This is a genomic window from Serpens gallinarum, assembly GCF_014836765.1.
GTDB classification, from domain to species: domain Bacteria; phylum Pseudomonadota; class Gammaproteobacteria; order Pseudomonadales; family Pseudomonadaceae; genus Serpens; species Serpens gallinarum.
In genome coordinates this window covers 1-16,805 of the sequence record NZ_JACSQG010000014.1, presented here as the reverse complement: position 1 = coordinate 16,805, position 16,805 = coordinate 1, and the positions used below count along the sequence as shown (strand labels likewise).

The window sequence follows — 16,805 nt, the reverse complement described above, 5'->3', positions numbered from 1 at the left end:
TCCAGGGTCATCAGTGGCAAAGGCATGCCTTCACGTATTCAGATGTCCACTGAGAAACTGCGCCAGGCGTCGTTGCATCAGACGTCCTGCGCTGCCCAGACGAGCGATGGGCGTGCCTGCCAGGCGGTCGTGCGCCAGTTCCGAGCCTTCGCCGCACAACGCCAGCGGGCAGTCCACCGCCAGCACCAGCTTGCGCAACTGCGCCAGCAATGAATCAGTTGGCGGCGCCGTGACATACAGCACCAGCGCCCGTGGCTGCACGGCCTGGCAAATGACACTGAGTTCTTCCAGCGGCTGACCGAGGGCCAGCACGCGCACCGCGCCGTTGTCGCCGTTGAGCAGCAGGCCGGCCACCAACAGTTCCAATTCACGGCACTGGTCTGGAACCGCCGCCAGCAGCACGGTGTTATCGTCCGGGCGGCGCGCCAGTTGCAGGCGCTGCAACACCCGAGCGCGCAGGAAAGCATCAAAAAACAGCCATTGGCTGGCCTGCCCGAACCCCTTGCGGTGCAGCAGTTCGTGCCACAGCGGCAAGACAATGTCCTCGAATACCACCGTCAACGGATACGTCGAATACACCTGGCCATACAGCTGCTCCAGTCGTACGTCGTCGAAATCGCCCACCGCCTGGCGAATTCGCGCCTGCCATTCGCTCCACTCCCCCGCCACCGGCTCGGCTTCGACCGGCAGGGATTCAGCCTTGTTCGCCGCGCTGCGTTCGAGCAGGCTGCCAACCTTGCTGACCGCCACACCGCGCTCGGTCCAGGTCACGATGCTGCGAATCGCCTCGATATCCGCCTGGGAATACAGCCGATGCCCGCCTTCGGTGCGCACCGGCTGGATCAGCCCGTAGCGTCGTTCCCAGGCCCGCAGCGTGACCGGATTCACGCCAGTCAGTCGCACCACCTCGCGGATCGGAAATAGCTCATCCTGGCCCGATGGGTCAGATGCGCGCGGCGCAGCGGCAGTGAATTCGATCATTGGCAGGAGCAGCCCAGGTCATGCAAGTGGCGGCATTCTAACTCAGGGGCAACGGATTGCGCGGCTCACCCCGTAGCAAAGCCGAGCCGACTGAACGTTGTGTCTTGTCGTGCCGCATCGCCTACTTCCCACAGCCTGTTAGAATGCCCCGAACCTGCACGCGGACCTTAGAACATGATCAACGCCAAGCTGCTCCAACTGGTCGTCGAAGCCTCCAATGACGGCATCGTGGTGGCCGAACAGGAAGGCGATGACAATATTCTCATCTACGCCAATCCGGCGTTCGAACGCCTAACCGGCTACCCGGTCGACGATATCCTCTATCAGGACTGCCGCTTCCTGCAGTCAGACGATCGCGACCAACCAGGCCTCAAGGTGATTCGCGAGGCGCTTGCCAACAAGCAGCCGTGCCGGCAGATCATCCGCAACTACCGCAAAGACGGCAGCGCGTTCTGGAACGAACTGTCGATCACGCCGGTCTTCAACGAGGCCGACCAGCTCACCTATTTCATCGGCATCCAGAAGGATGTCAGCGCCCAAGTTCAGGCCACTGAACGTGTGCGCGAACTGGAGGCCGAAGTCGCTCAGCTGAAACGCCAGCTGGCCGACCGGCCCGCCTGAACCGACCGATTCACCGGGTGAGCGACCTGCCGCAGAGCAGACGCAACGTGCATGCACGCTGAATCACCGGTAGCCACCCGACAACCGCCTTGCCTGACGAATTGAACCTATGCCCGTAGCCACGAACAAACTCGAACTCCTCAGCCCTGCACGGGATACCACCATCGCCAAGGAAGCCATCCTGCATGGCGCCGATGCCGTGTACATCGGCGGCCCCAGCTTTGGCGCACGCCACAACGCCAGCAATAGCGTGGCAGAGATTGCCGAGCTGGTGGAATTCGCCCGCCTGTTCCACGCCAAGGTGTTCGTCACCCTCAACACCATCCTGCATGACGATGAACTCGAGCCCGCCCGGCTGCTGATCTGGCAGCTGTACGAGGTCGGCGTCGACGTGCTGATCGTGCAGGACATGGGCATCCTCGAGATGGACCTGCCGCCCATCGAGCTGCACGCCAGCACGCAAACCGACATCCGCACCCTGGACAAGGCCAAGTTCCTCGCCGACGCCGGGTTCTCCCAGCTGGTACTGGCCCGTGAGCTCAACCTGCAGGAGATCCGCCAGATCAGCCACCAGGTCGACGCCACCATCGAGTTCTTTATCCATGGCGCGTTGTGCGTGGCGTTCTCCGGGCAGTGCAACATTTCCCACGCGCAGACCGGACGCAGCGCCAACCGCGGCGACTGCTCGCAGGCCTGTCGCCTGCCCTATACGCTGAAAGACGATCAGGGCCGCGTCGTTGCCTACGACAAGCACCTGCTGTCGATGAAGGACAACAACCAGACCGACAACCTGATGGATCTGGTCGAGGCCGGCGTGCGTTCCTTCAAGATCGAAGGCCGCTACAAGGATGTCAGCTACGTAAAGAACATCACTGCTCACTACCGGCAGGAACTGGACAAGATCCTCACCCAGCGCCCCGACCTGGCCCGCGCCTCCAGCGGCTTCAGCGAACACTTCTTCGTGCCCAACGTGGAAAAGACCTTCCACCGCGGCAGCACCGACTACTTCGTGCAGGATCGCAAGATCGACATCGGCGCTTTCGATTCGCCGAAATTCGTCGGCTTGCCGGTGGGCGACATCATCAAGGTCGGCAAGCACGACTTCATCGCCGAAACCAGCGAATCGCTGAGCAATGGCGATGGCCTGAACGTGCTGTACAAGCGTGAAGTGGTGGGTTTTCGCGCCAACACGGCGGAACTGCTCGAGGAGTTCGAACAGGACGGCCAGACCCGCCGGCAGTACCGCATCGTGCCCAATGAAATGCCGGCGGAATTGAAACAGCTGCGCATGCCCCATGCGCTCAACCGCAACCTGGACCACAACTGGCAACAAGCGCTACTCAAGACCTCGGCCGAACGCCGCGTGCCCGTGCGCTTCCAGGCTACGTTCAGCGACGAGGCACTGACCCTGCACGTGACCAGCGTTGAAGGCATCAGCGCATCGGTCAGTCTGGCCGGGCCGTTCGGTCTGGCGAAGAATCCAGAGCAGGCTCATGAGCAGTTGCGCGATACCCTGAGCAAGCTCGGCACCACGATCTATCACGCTGAACAGGTGGACATCGACGCGCCCCAGGCGCTCTTCGTGCCGAATTCGCAACTCAAGACCCTGCGCCGCGACGCCATCGATGCGCTGACGGCTGCGCGCCTGGCCGCCTACCCGCGTGGCAGCCGCAAGCCGGTCAGCGTGCCGCCGCCGGTGTACCCCGAGTCGCACCTGACCTTCCTGGCCAACGTGTACAACGAAAAGGCCCGTGCGTTTTATCACCGCTACGGCGTGCAGCTGATCGACGCCGCCTACGAGGCCCATGAAGAGCCGGGCGAAGTGCCGGTGATGATCACCAAGCACTGCCTGCGCTTCTCCTTCAACCTGTGCCCGAAACAGGCCAAGGGCGTCACCGGCGTGCGCACCAAGGTCGCGCCGATGCAGCTGATCCATCAGGACGAAGTGCTGACCCTCAAGTTCGACTGCAAACCCTGCGAAATGCACATCATCGGCAAGATGAAAGGTCACATTCTCAACCAGCCCCAGCCGGGCAGCGCGAGCAGCATGGTCGGCTTCATCAGCCCCGAAGACCTGGTGAAAACCATCAAGCGCAAACCCGCGCGGCCTTAAGCCCGGCTCAGCGCGCCCTGACCAACAGGTTTCAGGGCGCGGGCCAGGCCACCTCCGGCAGCGCCTCGAACGCCGGACGGACTAACAAGTAACCCTGGAACAGGTAAATGCCCAGGGCCTGCAACTCGCGTAGCTCGCCGGGGGTTTCGCCACGGGGCCCAGATCAAGCAGCAACAGCAGCCAACGCGGCTGACCGTCAACGGCGCCGTTGGCCAGCACGTCAATGCGTAGCCGGCGCCGTCCACTGGCTTGCTCCACGTCCACCATCACATTCCTGACCGGCTGCGCCTGCTGCGAGCCCAATCGGGCAATCAAACGCCGGGCCAGCCGTTGGTATTCCTCGCCAAGCAGCCAGACCAGGTTGTACACGTTTGCGCCGGTCAGCGTTGCATCGCCCAACACGCGCTCCGCCAGTGGGTTGGCGTATTCGATGCGCCATCACCCAGGGCAACGATTACGCCGATATCGGCCGCCATCCATGGCACGACAGCGCTCCAGGATTAATGTGTCTGCACCGTAATGGATTGCACCTGAGCACTCCCGCACCCGAAAAACCTCAATCGATACCCACCTCGTGCCTGTAGCCTCAGGCGTCATCCCTGTTGTGCTCGACCCAGATCAGCTGCGACACATCTATGCCCAGCTCGGTAGCCTGATTGACCAGCTGTTGGCGCACCTCGTCCGGCAATTGTTTGTCACGGGCGAGGATCCACAGGTAGTCGCGGTCCGGCCCCATCACCATGGCCCAACGGTAATTCTGCCGATCCAATGCAACCACGTTGTAGCCACCGTAAAACGGACCGAAGAACGACACCTTCAGCGACCCGACGTCCGTCGCACCGGTGAACTTGGCCTTGCCAACGGCCTCCTGCCAGGCGCCGCGCATATCGTTGTAACCCCGGTTGATCACCTCGATGCTGCCATCGGCGCGCTTTCTGTACGTGGCATTCACATTGCTCAGGCCGCGCTCGAACGAATGGTCGAGCCGCGCGATTTCGTACCAGTGGCCCAGGTACCGCTCCAGCTCGAACGGCGTCACCACCGCCACGCCTTTAGGGGGTGCGTACGAACAGCCGCCCAGCACCAGCAGGGCCAGTACCAACAGCGCCGCCGGAGTTCGGCGAGACCCGTTTCGGATGCTCCACATATTCATAACGCTGATCTCCGCGAGTTGAGGTTTTCGGTTTGCGAGTGGACCCGGACGTAGGGTGGATCGTGCTTTATCGATCCACCGGGTGGCGATCCACCGAGTGGCGCCCCACCGAGCGGGGCCATGGTGGACGACGACATCCACCCTACGAAGAGCCGCGATTCGTAGCCTGGCTTCACGCGACAACCTTATACAAATACATTGACTTGTACAAGAAAAACCCTACATTTAAGAAAATCTGTACAGCCTAACCCCGTGTCCCTGAATGAGAGACCGCACATGAGCACATTCATCGCCCCCCTCAAGATCGGTATCAGCGCCTGCTTGCTGGGCAAACCGGTGCGTTTCAACGGCGGACACAAGGAGTCAAGGTTGTGCAGCGAGATCCTCGCCCGGCATTTCGAGTACGTGCCAGTTTGCCCGGAAGTCGGCATTGGTCTGGGCACGCCCCGCGAGGCGATCCGCCTGGTGGGCGATCCGGCCAGCCCGCGTGCGCGGGGCAGCGTGCATCGCGAGCGGGATGTCAGCGAGGCGCTGACGGCGTTCGGCCAACGCACAGCCGCACAGCTAGACGACATCTGCGGCTACATCCTTATGCAGAAATCACCGTCCTGCGGCATGGAGCGGGTCAAGGTCTACCAGGACAACGGCAACCCGGTGCCAGGCGGTGGACGCGGTCTGTTCGCCGCCGCGCTGATGCAGACCCGCCCGGACCTGCCGGTGGAGGAAGACGGTCGGCTCAACGATCCGGTGCTGCGCGAGAACTTCATCACCCGCGTGTTCGCCTATGCCGAGTGGCAACGCCTGCTTCGCGAGGGGCTGAGCCGCCGCGCGCTGTACACCTTTCATGCGCGCTACAAGTATCAGTTGATGGCCACCAGCCGCACGCAGTACCAGGCCCTGGGCCGCCAGCTGGCGAACAATCGCGAGCCGCTGGACGTGTTTGCCCCGCGCTACTTCAGCCAGTTGATGGCCGCTCTCAAGCACACCGCCAGCCGGGGCACGCACACCAATGTGCTGCAGCACCTGAGCGGCTATCTGAAGCACGCGCTCAGCCATGACGACAAACAGGAGCTGCGCCAGGTGATCGACCAGTACCGCCTGGGCATCGTGCCGCTGGTGGTGCCGCTGACCCTGCTCAAGCATCACTTGCGCCGCCATCCGGACGACTACCTCGCGGGCCAGGCCTACCTGCAACCGCACCCCGAAGACCTCAGCCTGCGTAACGCCCTGTGACCATGAACGAGACTTTCACGCCTGCGGCCGACGATGACGGCGCGAGCCAAGACCTGCTGCCGATCCGCGAAGTGGCGCGCCTGACCGGCGTCAACCCGGTGACCCTGCGCGCCTGGGAACGCCGCTACGGGCTGATCCTGCCGCAGCGCACGCCCAAGGGGCATCGGCTGTACTCCAGCGCGCTGATCGATCAGGTGCGCCAGGTGCTGGCATGGCTGGAGCGCGGCGTCGCCGTCAGCCAGGTCAAGGGGCTGCTCAGCGAGCGCCAGCCCGAGGCGACCCGCGACGACTCGACCTGGCGCGCCGCGCAACAGCACTTGCTGGAGGCCATCGAGGCACTCGCCGAACGCGCCCTGGATGATGCCTTCAATCGCAGCATGGCTCTTTACCCGCCGGCCACCCTGTGCCGGCACTTGCTGCTGCCGCTGCTCGACGAACTGCGCCGGCGCTGGCGCCAGCAGCCCGGTGTCCGCCTGGAGCAGGTGTTCTTCTTGTCCTGGCTGCGCAGCAAGCTGGGCGCGCGCCTGTACCACAACAACCGCTTGCACCCCAGCGCGCCGCTGCTGCTGCTCAACCTCTCGCCCGAGCCGATGGAACCCGGCCTGTGGCTGTGCGCCTGGCTGGCCAGCGATGCCGAATGCCCGGTACTGGTGCTCGACTGGGCCATCCCTGCGCCGGAGCTGCAGGTCGCCGTGCGGCGCATCCAGCCACGCGGCCTACTCCTGTATGGCAGCCAGAGGCTGAAACCCGCCCTCTTGCAACGCCTGCTGCCGGGCATCGCCTGCCCGGCCCTGCTCTGCGGCCCGGCCAGCGGCATCCACCGTCAGCAATTGCAAAGCACCGATCTGTACCTCGCCGACGACCCGCTCGACGCCCTGCACTGCCTGCAATCGCTCAATCTGCTGGGCAGCTACCGCGAAGGAGCTTCAGCACCAGGAGCCTCGCCATGCGCCAGCTGATCTGGCTGCGCAGCGACCTGCGCGTGCACGACAACACCGCCCTCTGCGCAGCCATGGCCGAGGGGCCGACTATCGCCCTGTACCTGCTCAGCCCCGGCCAGTGGCAGCAACACGACGATGCGCCGTGCAAGGTGGACTTCTGGCTGCGCAACCTGGCCGCGCTGCAAGTGGAACTGCAGCGCCTCAACGTGCCGCTGTTGATCCGTCACGCCGAGCACTGGCGCGACGCGCCCGAGGTGCTGGCTGATGTCTGCCGCACCCACACCATCCGCTGCGTGCACGTCAACGAGGAATACGGCCTCAACGAAACCCGCCGCGACCGCGAGGTGGCGTCTCGTCTGGATGACTTAGGCGTGGGCTTTCGCGGTCATCTTGACCAGTTACTGTTCCAGCCGGGCAGCATGCTGACCCGCTCCGGCGGCTATTTCCAGGTGTTCAGCCAGTTCCGCAAGGTCTGCTATCAGCGCTTGCACGCAGCCCTGCCCGCTCTGCAGTGGTTGCCCGCCGCGCAAGCGCCCTTGAGCGTTGCCAGCGATGCCGTGCCGGCCAGTGTGCAGGGCTTTACACCGCCGGCGGACTCCCTGCGTCAACTGTGGCCCGCCGGCGAGGATGCCGCGCTGGAACGTCTGACGCTGTTTGCCGAAGAACGCCTCGAGGCCTATACGCAACAGCGCGACATCCCCGCCTTGCCAGGCACCAGCCAGTTGTCGCCGTACCTGGCGGCCGGCGTGCTGTCGCCACGCCAGTGCCTGCATGCCGTGCTGCGGGCCAATTGCGGCGAGTTTGATGGTGGCCAGCCGGGCGCCGTCAGTTGGATCAATGAACTGCTCTGGCGCGAGTTCTATACACACATTCTGGTTGGCTATCCGCGTGTCTCGCGCCACCGCGCCTTCCGCCTGGAAACCGAAGCGCTGCCCTGGCGTCACGCCCCCGACGATCTAGCCGCCTGGCAAGAAGGCCGCACCGGCTTTCCGCTGATCGACGCTGCCATGCGCCAATTGTTGACCACCGGCTGGATGCACAACCGGCTGCGCATGGTGGTCGCCATGTTCCTCACCAAGAACTTGTTGATCGACTGGCGCGAAGGCGAGCGTTTTTTCATGCGCCACCTGATCGATGGCGACCTTGCCGCCAACAACGGCGGCTGGCAATGGAGCGCCTCCACTGGCACCGACGCGGCGCCCTACTTCCGCATTTTCAACCCCATCAGCCAGTCGCAGAAATTCGACCCCGAGGGACGCTTCATCCGCCACTGGCTGCCGGAGCTGGTGCATCTGGATAACCGCGCCATTCACGATCCGTCTGCACTGAGTGGCTTGTTCGGCGCCGTGGATTATCCGCCTCCCCTCGTCGACCTGCGCCGCAGTCGCGAACGCGCCCTGGCGGCGTTCCAGAACCTGCCGTCACGGGTACCCAGTCATGCCTGATGTCTGCCCTACCCAATTTGGCTTGGACGGCACAGTTGTGGCCGCGGTGCGGGTGGAATGCGTCTAGCAAGCCACTCTTGATAGATGTCAAAAAAACATCAAATCAATATCAAAAGATATACCGCGCTGAAATATTGGCGTGTTTTAGTACACACCCGCGTGCGCAGCGATTAAGCCTGACCAAAACGAAGGCGAAGGAAACATGCGTCACGCTCAAGCCCCTTCCACACACAACGCCGCAAGGCAATAAACCCAGAGAACCAGCAGTGCGAAAAAATCTTCCGGTCACGGGGCGAAATGTTGATTTACCCGAGCACGCCAACATTTTCTCCACAACCAGCCCCAAGGGGCTGATCAGCCACGTCAATGCCCAATTCGTCCAGATCAGTGGGTTCAGCGAGGCCGAACTGCGCGGCCAGCCCCACAACATCGTTCGTCACCCGGACATGCCGTCCGCAGCCTTCGAACAGATGTGGGCCACGTTGAAGCGTGGCCGCTCGTGGATGGGGTTGATCAAGAACCGCTGCAAGAACGGTGACCATTACTGGGTCAGCGCCTTCGTCACACCCATCAGCAAAGATGGCGATACCGTCGAGTACCAGTCGGTGCGCACCAAGCCCGACCCTGCCCACGTACGCGCGGCCGAACAGCTGTACGAGCAACTGCGCGCCGGTCAATCGCCACGCATTCTGCGCACGCCACTGGAGCTGCGCCTCAAGCTGATGCTGCTGGTCAGCGCCTGCCTCGGGCTGAGCACCTTCGCCGTGGCCAGCCTGTTTGCCCTGCCGCTGGTCTCTGCCCTGCTGATTGCCGGGCTTGGCGCTGCATCCAGCTCCATCGCCATCGCCCTGCTGCTGGCCCCGTTGATCCAGTTGACGGCCCGCGCACGCGACATCGCAGACAACGCGCTGAGCCAGGCGCTGTATACCGGCCGCGCCGATGAATTCGGTCAGATCGAATTTGCCTTGCGCATGGCCCAGGCGGAAACCGGCGCCGTGCTGGGCCGCCTCGGCGATGCCTCCACCCAGCTCGGCTTGCAGGCCGACAACCTGCTGCGCGAAATTGATGGCAGCAGTCAGCTGACGGTCGAACAGAAGTGCGCCACCGAACAGATCGCCACGGCCGTGCACCAAATGGCCGCGAACATTCAGGAGGCTGCTCTCTACGCTCAGAACGCCGCTCAGGCAGCGGAGCAGGCGGATAACGAAACCCGCACCGGGCAAAGCCTGGTGGCCAAGAGCAGCGAGTCCATCCATCTGCTGGAAGGTGAGATTCACCAGGCCGCCCAGGTCATTCACCACCTGGAAGCCAACAGCCAGGAAATCTCCAGCGTGCTGGAAGTCATCCAGAACATTGCGGCGCAGACCAACCTGCTTGCCCTGAACGCCGCCATCGAGGCCGCCCGCGCCGGTGAACAGGGCCGAGGCTTTGCCGTGGTGGCCGACGAAGTGCGCAGCCTCGCCGGTCGTACCCAGCAGTCCACCGCGGATATCCAGCAGATGATCGGCACACTACAGGACGGCGCGCGCTCGGCCGTTGCTGTCATGGAAAAGAGCCGCGAGCAGGCCCAGGCCAGCGTCGCCCATGCCCAGCAGGCCGCCCTGGCGCTGGCGGGCATCAGCCGGCGCGTCAATGAAATTACCGCCATGAACACCCACATCGCCGCGGCGGCGCAGCAGCAAGGCAGCGTCAGCCAGGACATCAACCGCAGCATCGCCAGCATTCGCCACGCCGCTGACGAGAGCGTCGAAGCCGGGCAGCGCAACCGCGACTATGCCGTGCAGGTCGCGCAGCTCACCGGCAGGCTGCATGAACTGGCCCGGCAGTTCTGGACCAAACGGGCCGGGAAACGCAGAGATTGACCTTCCCTGGTCGGCCACTTTCCGCTTCCCCTGGAAGCGCGCCCTCAGCCGCGATGCTCCCCCCTGCATTGCGGCTGAAACGTCCCCATCGCTAAAAAATTGCCTGTACCGCTAATCCCACACCGAATCACTCAACCCTTGAAGTCGAAAGATTCAGCCCAATATCGTCTCAACACGATATTAAGTTCGCCCCATCGCGATACACCGTTACGAGCACCGATTCCATGAGCGACGAACTGGACGACATCATTAAGGCCCTGGCCCACCCGCTGCGCCGGGACATCCTGCGCTGGCTCAAGGAGCCCGAGCGCTACTTCCCCGAGCAGGAACACCACCCGCTGGACATCGGCGTGTGCGCCGGCCAGATCGACCGCCTCGCCGGGCTCTCCCAATCCACCGTGTCGGCCCACCTTGCCACCCTGCAACGCGCCGGCCTGATCACCAGCCGCAAGATCGGCCAGTGGCACTTCTTCACACGCAACGATGCGCAGATCGAGAGCTTTCTGAAGCGCATCGAACAGAGTCTTTAACGCCCGGCCCATCCGCCTCGCGTATTGTCATCACCCCAGGAGTTACTCCATGTCCACCTTGTTTGACCCTATCCAAATCGGCGACCTACGACTCTCCAACCGCGTCATCATGGCCCCGCTGACCCGCTGCCGCGCCGAGCCCGGCCGCGTACCCGGCGAACTGATGGTCGAGTACTACCGCCAACGCGCCAGCGCCGGCCTGATCATCAGCGAAGCCACCTCCGTCACGCCGCTGGGCGTCGGCTACCCGGACACTCCCGGTATCTGGTCCGCCGAGCAGATCCAGGGCTGGCGCAAAGTCACCGACGCCGTGCATGCCGCCGGCGGCAAGATCATCCTGCAGCTCTGGCACGTCGGCCGTATCTCCGACCCCATCTACCTGGACGGCCAATTGCCGGTCGCACCCAGCGCCCTCAAGCCGGCCGGCCATGTAAGCCTGCTGCGCCCCAAGAAGGACTACGAAACCCCGCGCGCCCTGGAAACCGCTGAAATCCCCGCCATCGTCGAGGCCTACCGCAAAGGCGCCGAGAACGCCAAGGAAGCCGGCTTTGACGGCGTGGAAATCCACGGCGCCAACGGCTACCTGCTCGACCAGTTCCTGCAGGACGGCACCAACAAGCGCACCGACGCCTACGGCGGCTCGCTGGAAAACCGCGCCCGCCTCCTGCTGGAAGTCACCGACGCCGCCGTCTCCGTCTGGGGCGCCGGCCGCGTTGGCGTCCACCTGGCCCCGCGTGCCGACTCCCACGACATGGGCGACAGCAACCTGGCGGAAACCTTCGGCTACGTCGCCCGCGAACTTGGCAAGCGCGGCATCGCCTTCATCTGCACACGCGAAAAAGCAGGCGCCGACAGCCTCGGCCCGCAACTGAAGCAGATCTTCGGCGGCGTCTACATCGCCAACGAAGGCTTCACCAAGGACCAGGCCAACGCCTGGCTGGCCGAAGGCAAAGCCGACGCCGTGGCCTTCGGCGTGCCCTTCATCGCTAACCCGGACCTGGTGGCCCGCCTGCAACAAGACGCCCCGCTCAATGAGCCGCGTTTTGACACCTTCTACGGCTCGAGCCCTGAGGGGTATATCGACTACCCGACGCTGTAAGTAGTACCTGCGACAAAAAGCCCGACCTAGAGGAATTCAGGTCGGGCTTTTTTGTGAGTGGACAACAGCGGGGAATAAATAGTAGCGTCCTGCCATCGGAGGGTTTGGCTTTACAGCAATTAGATGGCGTTCGGTATAACTCCATTACAGAAGAATCACTTCTAATCACTGTTATTTCTAAAGAAAAGGAAATCCAATGAGCAGTTATGAACTGATCAAAAGCACAAGGATTGATGGAGACTTTGAGGGCTCCGATGACGAAGTGCTTTTTAAGCTTCAAGATGGTACCTACTGGATTCAAGATCAATATATGTATTGGTACCACTACGCGCACTGCCCAAAGGTCAACATCCTCAGAGCAAACGGCAGGCTGTTCTTGAATGTCGACGGTCAAAATCAAGTAATTCCAATACGACAAATATTTGACGTAATCGAGTCTCAAATTGACGGTGATTTTAATGGCTGGGAGGGAGCGACCGCTTACCAGCTAACTAACGGACAAATCTGGAAGCAGAGCAGTTACAGCTACGAATACACGTACTCATACATGCCTGAAGTTCTGATTTACAACACTGGAACCGCATACAAAATGCAAGTTGAAGGCACAAATGCCGATGTTGTTTTGATCAAACGATAGTCGAAAAGCATAACAATATGCTCAACTGTCGCTCACTTCGTTCGCTGGACAGTCAAAAGCTACGCTTTTGCCTGCCCTTTAGCTTAATCGTTATGTTTACAAGGCAATGGAATGCACGAGATAAAAACCAATCTATATGACTGTCAGCATTGCTCTGGAAGTGGCACATGCCGCAATCGTGTGAACGACAACTCTTGTTATGCATGCGCGAAGCGCAATGAATTGCCATTCTGGAGACGCACCGGGCAGCAAGGCCTTCTTTGTGGTTCCTGCGGAGGTATCGGTCAGGCTGAACCGCTAACAGAACGTATGAATAAGCGTATTGCACCAATGCTGGCAATAATCCTCGTGCTAATTCTTCTGTTTATGGTCTTCTTTTTTGCACTAACAAAAAATGAATATTTTTCCGAAATATTAGCTTTCAGCAGTGCGGTCATTGGCTCTGTTGTGGGTTTTTATTTTTCGCGGCGAGCACGTAAAGCATAACAATTGGTTCAATTTGCTCGCTTCGCTCACTGGAACGCCCGCAAAGCGGGAGCCCCTTTAACCAAAATCTAACAATACACGCCTGAAATGATAAAGAAATCAAGTTTTTATAAATACAAATCATTAAATGATCTAGAGTTCTTGCTTGATGCTTTATTACGACAAAGATTTTACGCGGCAAATTATAGTGACATTAATGATCCGATGGAGGGTTCAATAAAGATTGAATCTGAATGCTCAAGGGATTTGGAGTTTGCTTGGGAAGGTTATATAAAAAGAATTGGGGTTGTTTGTTTTACAAAAGATCCAGACGCATCATTAATGTGGTCGCATTATGCCGATGGAAGAAAAGGCTGCGTGATCGGCTTTGAACTTATTGATAACCAACCGTTTAGCAAAGTTTCTTATATGAACAAGCCTAAGCTTCGTGTTGATAATTTCTCTATGGAAATGGCTTTAGAGCAGCTAAAATTTAAAGCAAAGCATTGGAGTTATGAGAATGAATATAGGTGCTTGGTTATCGATCGTAAGTTTTTACCAGTTAACATTGTGTCTGTAACGTTTGGATCAAGAGCGGATAGCTCGAAAGTTGATTTAATTGAGCATATCATCACTCAATGCAACCCAAGCATAAGGGTTTTAAGAGAAGCGCCGTCAGGGGCTGTGGTGAAACCAAAGATCTTGATGGGAAAGGCTGGGGTATTTCAGAGAGCCTCCGACGAGGCTGTTTGCGAAAAATGCTTAAATAAAGAAATAAACCAAAATTTTTATCATGAGAAGTATCGGAAATTATGAATTATTAACAATTCGCTTAACGTTTACTCGCTTCGCTCGCTGGACGTCCACAGCTGCGCTTTTGTCCGCCCGTTAGCTTCACGTTAGCTTTCACCGAACAATTAATCCAATTAAAGCAAAGAAGTAAAAGCCATGTTAAATGTCAACCTTAAGGACAAGAAACTTTTTGGAAACGAAGCAGGAGAAGACGAGAATCTAGAGATTCTTAACTCGTATTACATTGATAATAGTGATTTTGACGATTTTTTTGATGCAGATGAGAGCCTTTCTATTGTGAGTGCCCGTAAGGGCATGGGCAAATCGGCATTGCTTTCAAGGCTTCAGTACAAGCTGATAAATGATACCGAATATAAAAACCCCATTGTCATTCGAGTCAAAGGAAATGACTTACTTGGATTGGGCGATTTTTCTGGAGATGATCATTCTTATCTTGAAAATTATTGGAAGCAAATAATTTGCAAAAAAATAATCGTAGAGATTGGTGATAGTATTGGTTTCGCTTTAACTAGCGATGAAATGTCAATGGTTGAATTATCTGAGATTGAAGGATTAAAAAGCAAAAATTTTATTGGCGGATTAATCAGTAGACTAATAGGGAAGTTGCCAGCTCTAAATATGGAGGTTAAAGGGTTTCAACCTAGCAATCTAACAGAGCTTTTGAAGAACTACCAAAATAACCATAAAAATTCTAGAGTTTGGATTCTTATAGATGATATAGATGCAAAATATACAAACACACCTGATCAACAAGCACGGGTTGGCTCATTTTTTAGTGCGATTAGAGCGTTATCATTTACTCTGAATGGCTTGAATATTCGAGCAAGCGTACGTAGTGACGTATGGTCTTGCTTAAAGCATTTAGAAGACTTGGATAAGCTGGAGCAGTATGTTATTGAAATTGTATGGACCAGGCGCCATATGCGAGACATGCTGGCGAACAAGATCCTCTCGTATATAAAAAGAAAACACCCAAGTGCGGAAGAAGCTAATTACAAGCTCGGCAGAGACTATAATAAATTAATTGATCTAGTCTTTGAATCCCCAATTCAATGGGGAGGAGACGATAATGCGAAAATGTTTGATGCGATTTCAGCATTTTCAAATAAAAGACCTAGGTGGATGGGGCAGCTTGGTAGAATGTCAGGCAAAAAAGCAAAAGAAAGAAGCCCGCACGCCAAAAGAATAACACTTGACGATATCAGGTTTATCCTTGAAGAGTTCGGCAAAAATCGAAGAGACGATTTGATTAAAGAGCACCAGCATCAATTTGATGAACTAAGTAACTTGATAGATTCACTGAGAGCAACTCAAAAAGAGTTTAATTCCATTGACTTACATAAAATCATAGATAAAAATTTCATTAGAGGCAGGGATGCTAGTGTGATCCCCCCCGTTGATGGAAAAGTATATGTTGAGCCCAAAGATCTAGGGACCTTCTTATATAAGTTAGGACTAATTTCAAGAATACACGAAGATAGAAAAACATTTACGCATTTTACTGATGACCCAGACCTATACAATTCAAGTGAGAACTCGAAAGGGAATATTGTTTGGTCGATCCATCTTTCATATAGAGAATTTCTAAACATTCATTGAGACAAAGGGGACAGATTTGAATGGCACTTACTTAACCCTCTTCCGCGCGAGCTGAGTGGCGTGTCTGCATCAGTAACGGGTAGGATTTCGGCCTTCACTTGAGCACTCGTGGCTCTGCCCGCCCGGGACGTCGGCCCACTCGCCGCTGGACAATCAAGCACAGCAGGCTAGCCAGATTTTCCTCTTCCAGGTCGACGAGCAGCCGCCAAGCTAGCCATAACTGCAGGCTGTGTTTGAAGCTCAGCTCGCGCGGTAAAGAAACAAAAGGGGACAGAACAAAAGAGGACAGATTTATTTTTCAACTCCAGTCTTGAGGGAAAATCTGTCTCCTTTTTCAAGCGTTAGGTGTCTAGAACGACGTCATTCAGCCTGGCCCGCCCTCGCTTGAACGTCGCTGCTGCGGGAGTAAGATCCAGTGCTCGCGAGTGCCACACTTGGTCACGGGAGCGAACATGGACTTAGAGCGATTTGTTGGCGATTGCATTGCGGCGAACAACGGCCCCCATCCACAGGCTGCGGTGCTGGAGGTGCTCGCAAAGGCGATCCACAATCCAAGCGCAATGCTCACCGCCGTGGGCGAGCCTCGCGAGGCTGGGATCAAAGTCCTGCATCGTTCCAAGTCGCTAACGATCCTCAGCGCGGCGTGGACGCCACAGATGAATCTCATGCCGCACAATCATCTGATGTGGGCGAACATCGGGATCTATACGGGACGCGAGGACAATATTCTTTGGCGCGAAACACCCGATCGTATTGAGGCCTTTGGCGCCAAAGCGCTGTTTGCTGGAGATGCGGTTTCCCTTCCGGTTGATGTGATTCACTCGGTAACCAATCCACTGTTGCGCTTCACTGGCGGCATTCACATTTACGGCGGCGATTTCTTCGACACGACGCGAAGCCAGTGGGATCCCGAGACACTAAAAAAAGAGCCGTCCGATGGCGCAAGTATTCGCCGCATGTTCGAACTTGAAAACAAGCGCATGCGGGGGCGCGACAAGTTGTAGCACGCCGGCCAACGCTACTCGGCCAATTACGCACCCTCACCCGCCATCGATGAAACCGGTCACGAACTGGATCTGCCCGCTCTGTGACGACCTCTGCTGAATCACTCGCTTCGGTGCACCTCAGCCCGGTGACCATACGGCAGCCCATCTGGTGGGGGGTTGCAGGTGGGGCTATACCGCCTATGTGGGGTGCGTTCAGCGCCGAATCCTTCTGCAGGAGCCTCCATTGACGGTAACCGCTCCATAAAGCACACATTCAAAAGGACTGAAAAAGTCCCGATGCTGAGCTCCCGATTCCCTCTGGAGCCT

Annotated in this window: 16 protein-coding genes and 2 pseudogenes; 14 read left to right on the top strand and 4 right to left on the bottom strand. The window is 58.1% G+C overall.

Annotation, left to right across the window (positions count from 1 at the left end):
- Positions 1-30 precede the first annotated feature (30 nt).
- Entirely contained in the window at positions 31-981 is a 951-nt protein-coding gene (locus H9642_RS17140) for a MerR family transcriptional regulator (protein ID WP_251837689.1), read from the bottom strand.
- A 174-nt stretch (positions 982-1,155) separates the two neighbouring features.
- On the opposite strand from H9642_RS17140, the gene H9642_RS17135 reads away from it, so the two are divergent.
- Together H9642_RS17135 and H9642_RS17130 are read left to right on the top strand one after the other, a co-directional pair.
- The gene (locus H9642_RS17135) at positions 1,156-1,602 is read left to right on the top strand and encodes a PAS domain-containing protein (RefSeq protein WP_251837688.1); all 447 of its coding nucleotides are present in this window, start codon (positions 1,156-1,158) and stop codon (positions 1,600-1,602) included.
- Between the two features lie 109 nt (positions 1,603-1,711).
- Positions 1,712-3,715: a peptidase U32 family protein gene (locus H9642_RS17130; RefSeq protein ID WP_251837687.1), complete on the top strand. Its 2,004-nt coding sequence runs from the start codon at positions 1,712-1,714 to the stop codon at positions 3,713-3,715.
- A gap of 81 nt (positions 3,716-3,796) precedes the next feature.
- Here H9642_RS17130 and H9642_RS17125 read toward each other — a convergent pair whose 3' ends face one another.
- Together H9642_RS17125 and H9642_RS17120 are read right to left on the bottom strand one after the other, a co-directional pair.
- A complete protein-coding gene (locus H9642_RS17125; protein ID WP_251837686.1) occupies positions 3,797-4,117 on the bottom strand; it encodes a hypothetical protein in 321 nt (106 codons plus the stop codon).
- Positions 4,118-4,301: 184 nt separating this feature from the next.
- Positions 4,302-4,868: a lipocalin family protein gene (locus H9642_RS17120; protein ID WP_251837685.1), complete on the bottom strand. Its 567-nt coding sequence runs from the start codon at positions 4,866-4,868 to the stop codon at positions 4,302-4,304.
- A 276-nt stretch (positions 4,869-5,144) separates the two neighbouring features.
- Here H9642_RS17120 and H9642_RS17115 point away from each other — a divergent pair, with 276 nt between their 5' ends.
- The 11 genes and pseudogenes from H9642_RS17115 to H9642_RS17070 all read left to right on the top strand — a co-directional run bounded on the left by H9642_RS17115 (position 5,145) and on the right by H9642_RS17070 (position 15,492).
- Positions 5,145-6,101, top strand: a complete 957-nt coding sequence (locus tag H9642_RS17115; RefSeq protein WP_251837684.1) for a YbgA family protein — start codon at positions 5,145-5,147, stop codon at positions 6,099-6,101.
- Between the two features lie 2 nt (positions 6,102-6,103).
- A complete protein-coding gene (locus tag H9642_RS17110) occupies positions 6,104-7,060 on the top strand; it encodes a MerR family transcriptional regulator (RefSeq protein ID WP_251837683.1) in 957 nt (318 codons plus the stop codon).
- The gene (gene phrB, locus H9642_RS17105) at positions 7,048-8,487 is read left to right on the top strand and encodes a deoxyribodipyrimidine photo-lyase (protein WP_251837682.1); all 1,440 of its coding nucleotides are present in this window, start codon (positions 7,048-7,050) and stop codon (positions 8,485-8,487) included. Before H9642_RS17110 ends, phrB begins: the two co-directional genes overlap by 13 nt.
- Positions 8,487-9,083: pseudogene (locus tag H9642_RS18555) on the top strand (PAS domain-containing protein); the annotation flags it as partial. The gene phrB and the pseudogene H9642_RS18555, both read left to right, overlap by 1 nt.
- A gap of 126 nt (positions 9,084-9,209) precedes the next feature.
- Complete coding sequence (locus H9642_RS17100; protein WP_433962721.1) at positions 9,210-10,349, top strand: methyl-accepting chemotaxis protein; 1,140 nt, start codon at positions 9,210-9,212, stop codon at positions 10,347-10,349.
- A gap of 224 nt (positions 10,350-10,573) precedes the next feature.
- Complete coding sequence (locus H9642_RS17095; RefSeq protein WP_251837680.1) at positions 10,574-10,879, top strand: ArsR/SmtB family transcription factor; 306 nt, start codon at positions 10,574-10,576, stop codon at positions 10,877-10,879.
- Positions 10,880-10,928: 49 nt separating this feature from the next.
- Entirely contained in the window at positions 10,929-11,978 is a 1,050-nt protein-coding gene (locus H9642_RS17090; RefSeq protein WP_251837679.1) for an alkene reductase, read from the top strand.
- Positions 11,979-12,174: 196 nt separating this feature from the next.
- Positions 12,175-12,615 (top strand): hypothetical protein, encoded by a 441-nt coding sequence (locus H9642_RS17085; protein ID WP_251837678.1) that lies wholly within the window; start codon positions 12,175-12,177, stop codon positions 12,613-12,615.
- A 111-nt stretch (positions 12,616-12,726) separates the two neighbouring features.
- Positions 12,727-13,101 carry a molecular chaperone DnaJ gene (locus tag H9642_RS17080; protein WP_251837677.1) on the top strand — a complete coding sequence of 125 codons (375 nt, stop codon included), beginning with the start codon at positions 12,727-12,729 and terminating at the stop codon, positions 13,099-13,101.
- An 87-nt stretch (positions 13,102-13,188) separates the two neighbouring features.
- The gene (locus H9642_RS17075; RefSeq protein WP_251837676.1) at positions 13,189-13,896 is read left to right on the top strand and encodes a DUF2971 domain-containing protein; all 708 of its coding nucleotides are present in this window, start codon (positions 13,189-13,191) and stop codon (positions 13,894-13,896) included.
- A 132-nt stretch (positions 13,897-14,028) separates the two neighbouring features.
- Positions 14,029-15,492: a P-loop ATPase, Sll1717 family gene (locus tag H9642_RS17070; protein ID WP_251837675.1), complete on the top strand. Its 1,464-nt coding sequence runs from the start codon at positions 14,029-14,031 to the stop codon at positions 15,490-15,492.
- Positions 15,493-15,589: 97 nt separating this feature from the next.
- Here H9642_RS17070 and H9642_RS17065 read toward each other — a convergent pair.
- Positions 15,590-15,748, bottom strand: a pseudogene (locus tag H9642_RS17065) (IS4 family transposase); the annotation flags it as partial.
- Positions 15,749-15,944: 196 nt separating this feature from the next.
- On the opposite strand from H9642_RS17065, the gene H9642_RS17060 reads away from it, so the two are divergent.
- Positions 15,945-16,496 (top strand): hypothetical protein, encoded by a 552-nt coding sequence (locus tag H9642_RS17060; protein WP_251837674.1) that lies wholly within the window; start codon positions 15,945-15,947, stop codon positions 16,494-16,496.
- The last annotated feature ends 309 nt before the right edge of the window (positions 16,497-16,805 follow it).

Excerpts from the sequence above, each read along its gene's own strand:
- H9642_RS17080 (WP_251837677.1), top strand. The coding sequence starts at position 12,727 with ATGCACGAGATAAAAACCAATCTATATGACTGTCAGCATTGCTCTGGA.
- H9642_RS17075 (WP_251837676.1), top strand. The coding sequence starts at position 13,189 with ATGATAAAGAAATCAAGTTTTTATAAATACAAATCATTAAATGATCTA.
- H9642_RS17090 (WP_251837679.1), top strand. The coding sequence starts at position 10,929 with ATGTCCACCTTGTTTGACCCTATCCAAATCGGCGACCTACGACTCTCC.
- H9642_RS17070 (WP_251837675.1), top strand. The coding sequence starts at position 14,029 with ATGTTAAATGTCAACCTTAAGGACAAGAAACTTTTTGGAAACGAAGCA.
- H9642_RS17095 (WP_251837680.1), top strand. The coding sequence starts at position 10,574 with ATGAGCGACGAACTGGACGACATCATTAAGGCCCTGGCCCACCCGCTG.
- H9642_RS17130 (WP_251837687.1), top strand. The coding sequence starts at position 1,712 with ATGCCCGTAGCCACGAACAAACTCGAACTCCTCAGCCCTGCACGGGAT.
- H9642_RS17100 (WP_433962721.1), top strand. The coding sequence starts at position 9,210 with ATGCTGCTGGTCAGCGCCTGCCTCGGGCTGAGCACCTTCGCCGTGGCC.
- H9642_RS17120 (WP_251837685.1), bottom strand. The coding sequence starts at position 4,868 with ATGAATATGTGGAGCATCCGAAACGGGTCTCGCCGAACTCCGGCGGCG.
- H9642_RS17110 (WP_251837683.1), top strand. The coding sequence starts at position 6,104 with ATGAACGAGACTTTCACGCCTGCGGCCGACGATGACGGCGCGAGCCAA.
- H9642_RS17140 (WP_251837689.1), bottom strand. The coding sequence starts at position 981 with ATGATCGAATTCACTGCCGCTGCGCCGCGCGCATCTGACCCATCGGGC.
- phrB (WP_251837682.1), top strand. The coding sequence starts at position 7,048 with ATGCGCCAGCTGATCTGGCTGCGCAGCGACCTGCGCGTGCACGACAAC.
- H9642_RS17085 (WP_251837678.1), top strand. The coding sequence starts at position 12,175 with ATGAGCAGTTATGAACTGATCAAAAGCACAAGGATTGATGGAGACTTT.
- H9642_RS17135 (WP_251837688.1), top strand. The coding sequence starts at position 1,156 with ATGATCAACGCCAAGCTGCTCCAACTGGTCGTCGAAGCCTCCAATGAC.
- H9642_RS17060 (WP_251837674.1), top strand. The coding sequence starts at position 15,945 with ATGGACTTAGAGCGATTTGTTGGCGATTGCATTGCGGCGAACAACGGC.
- H9642_RS17115 (WP_251837684.1), top strand. The coding sequence starts at position 5,145 with ATGAGCACATTCATCGCCCCCCTCAAGATCGGTATCAGCGCCTGCTTG.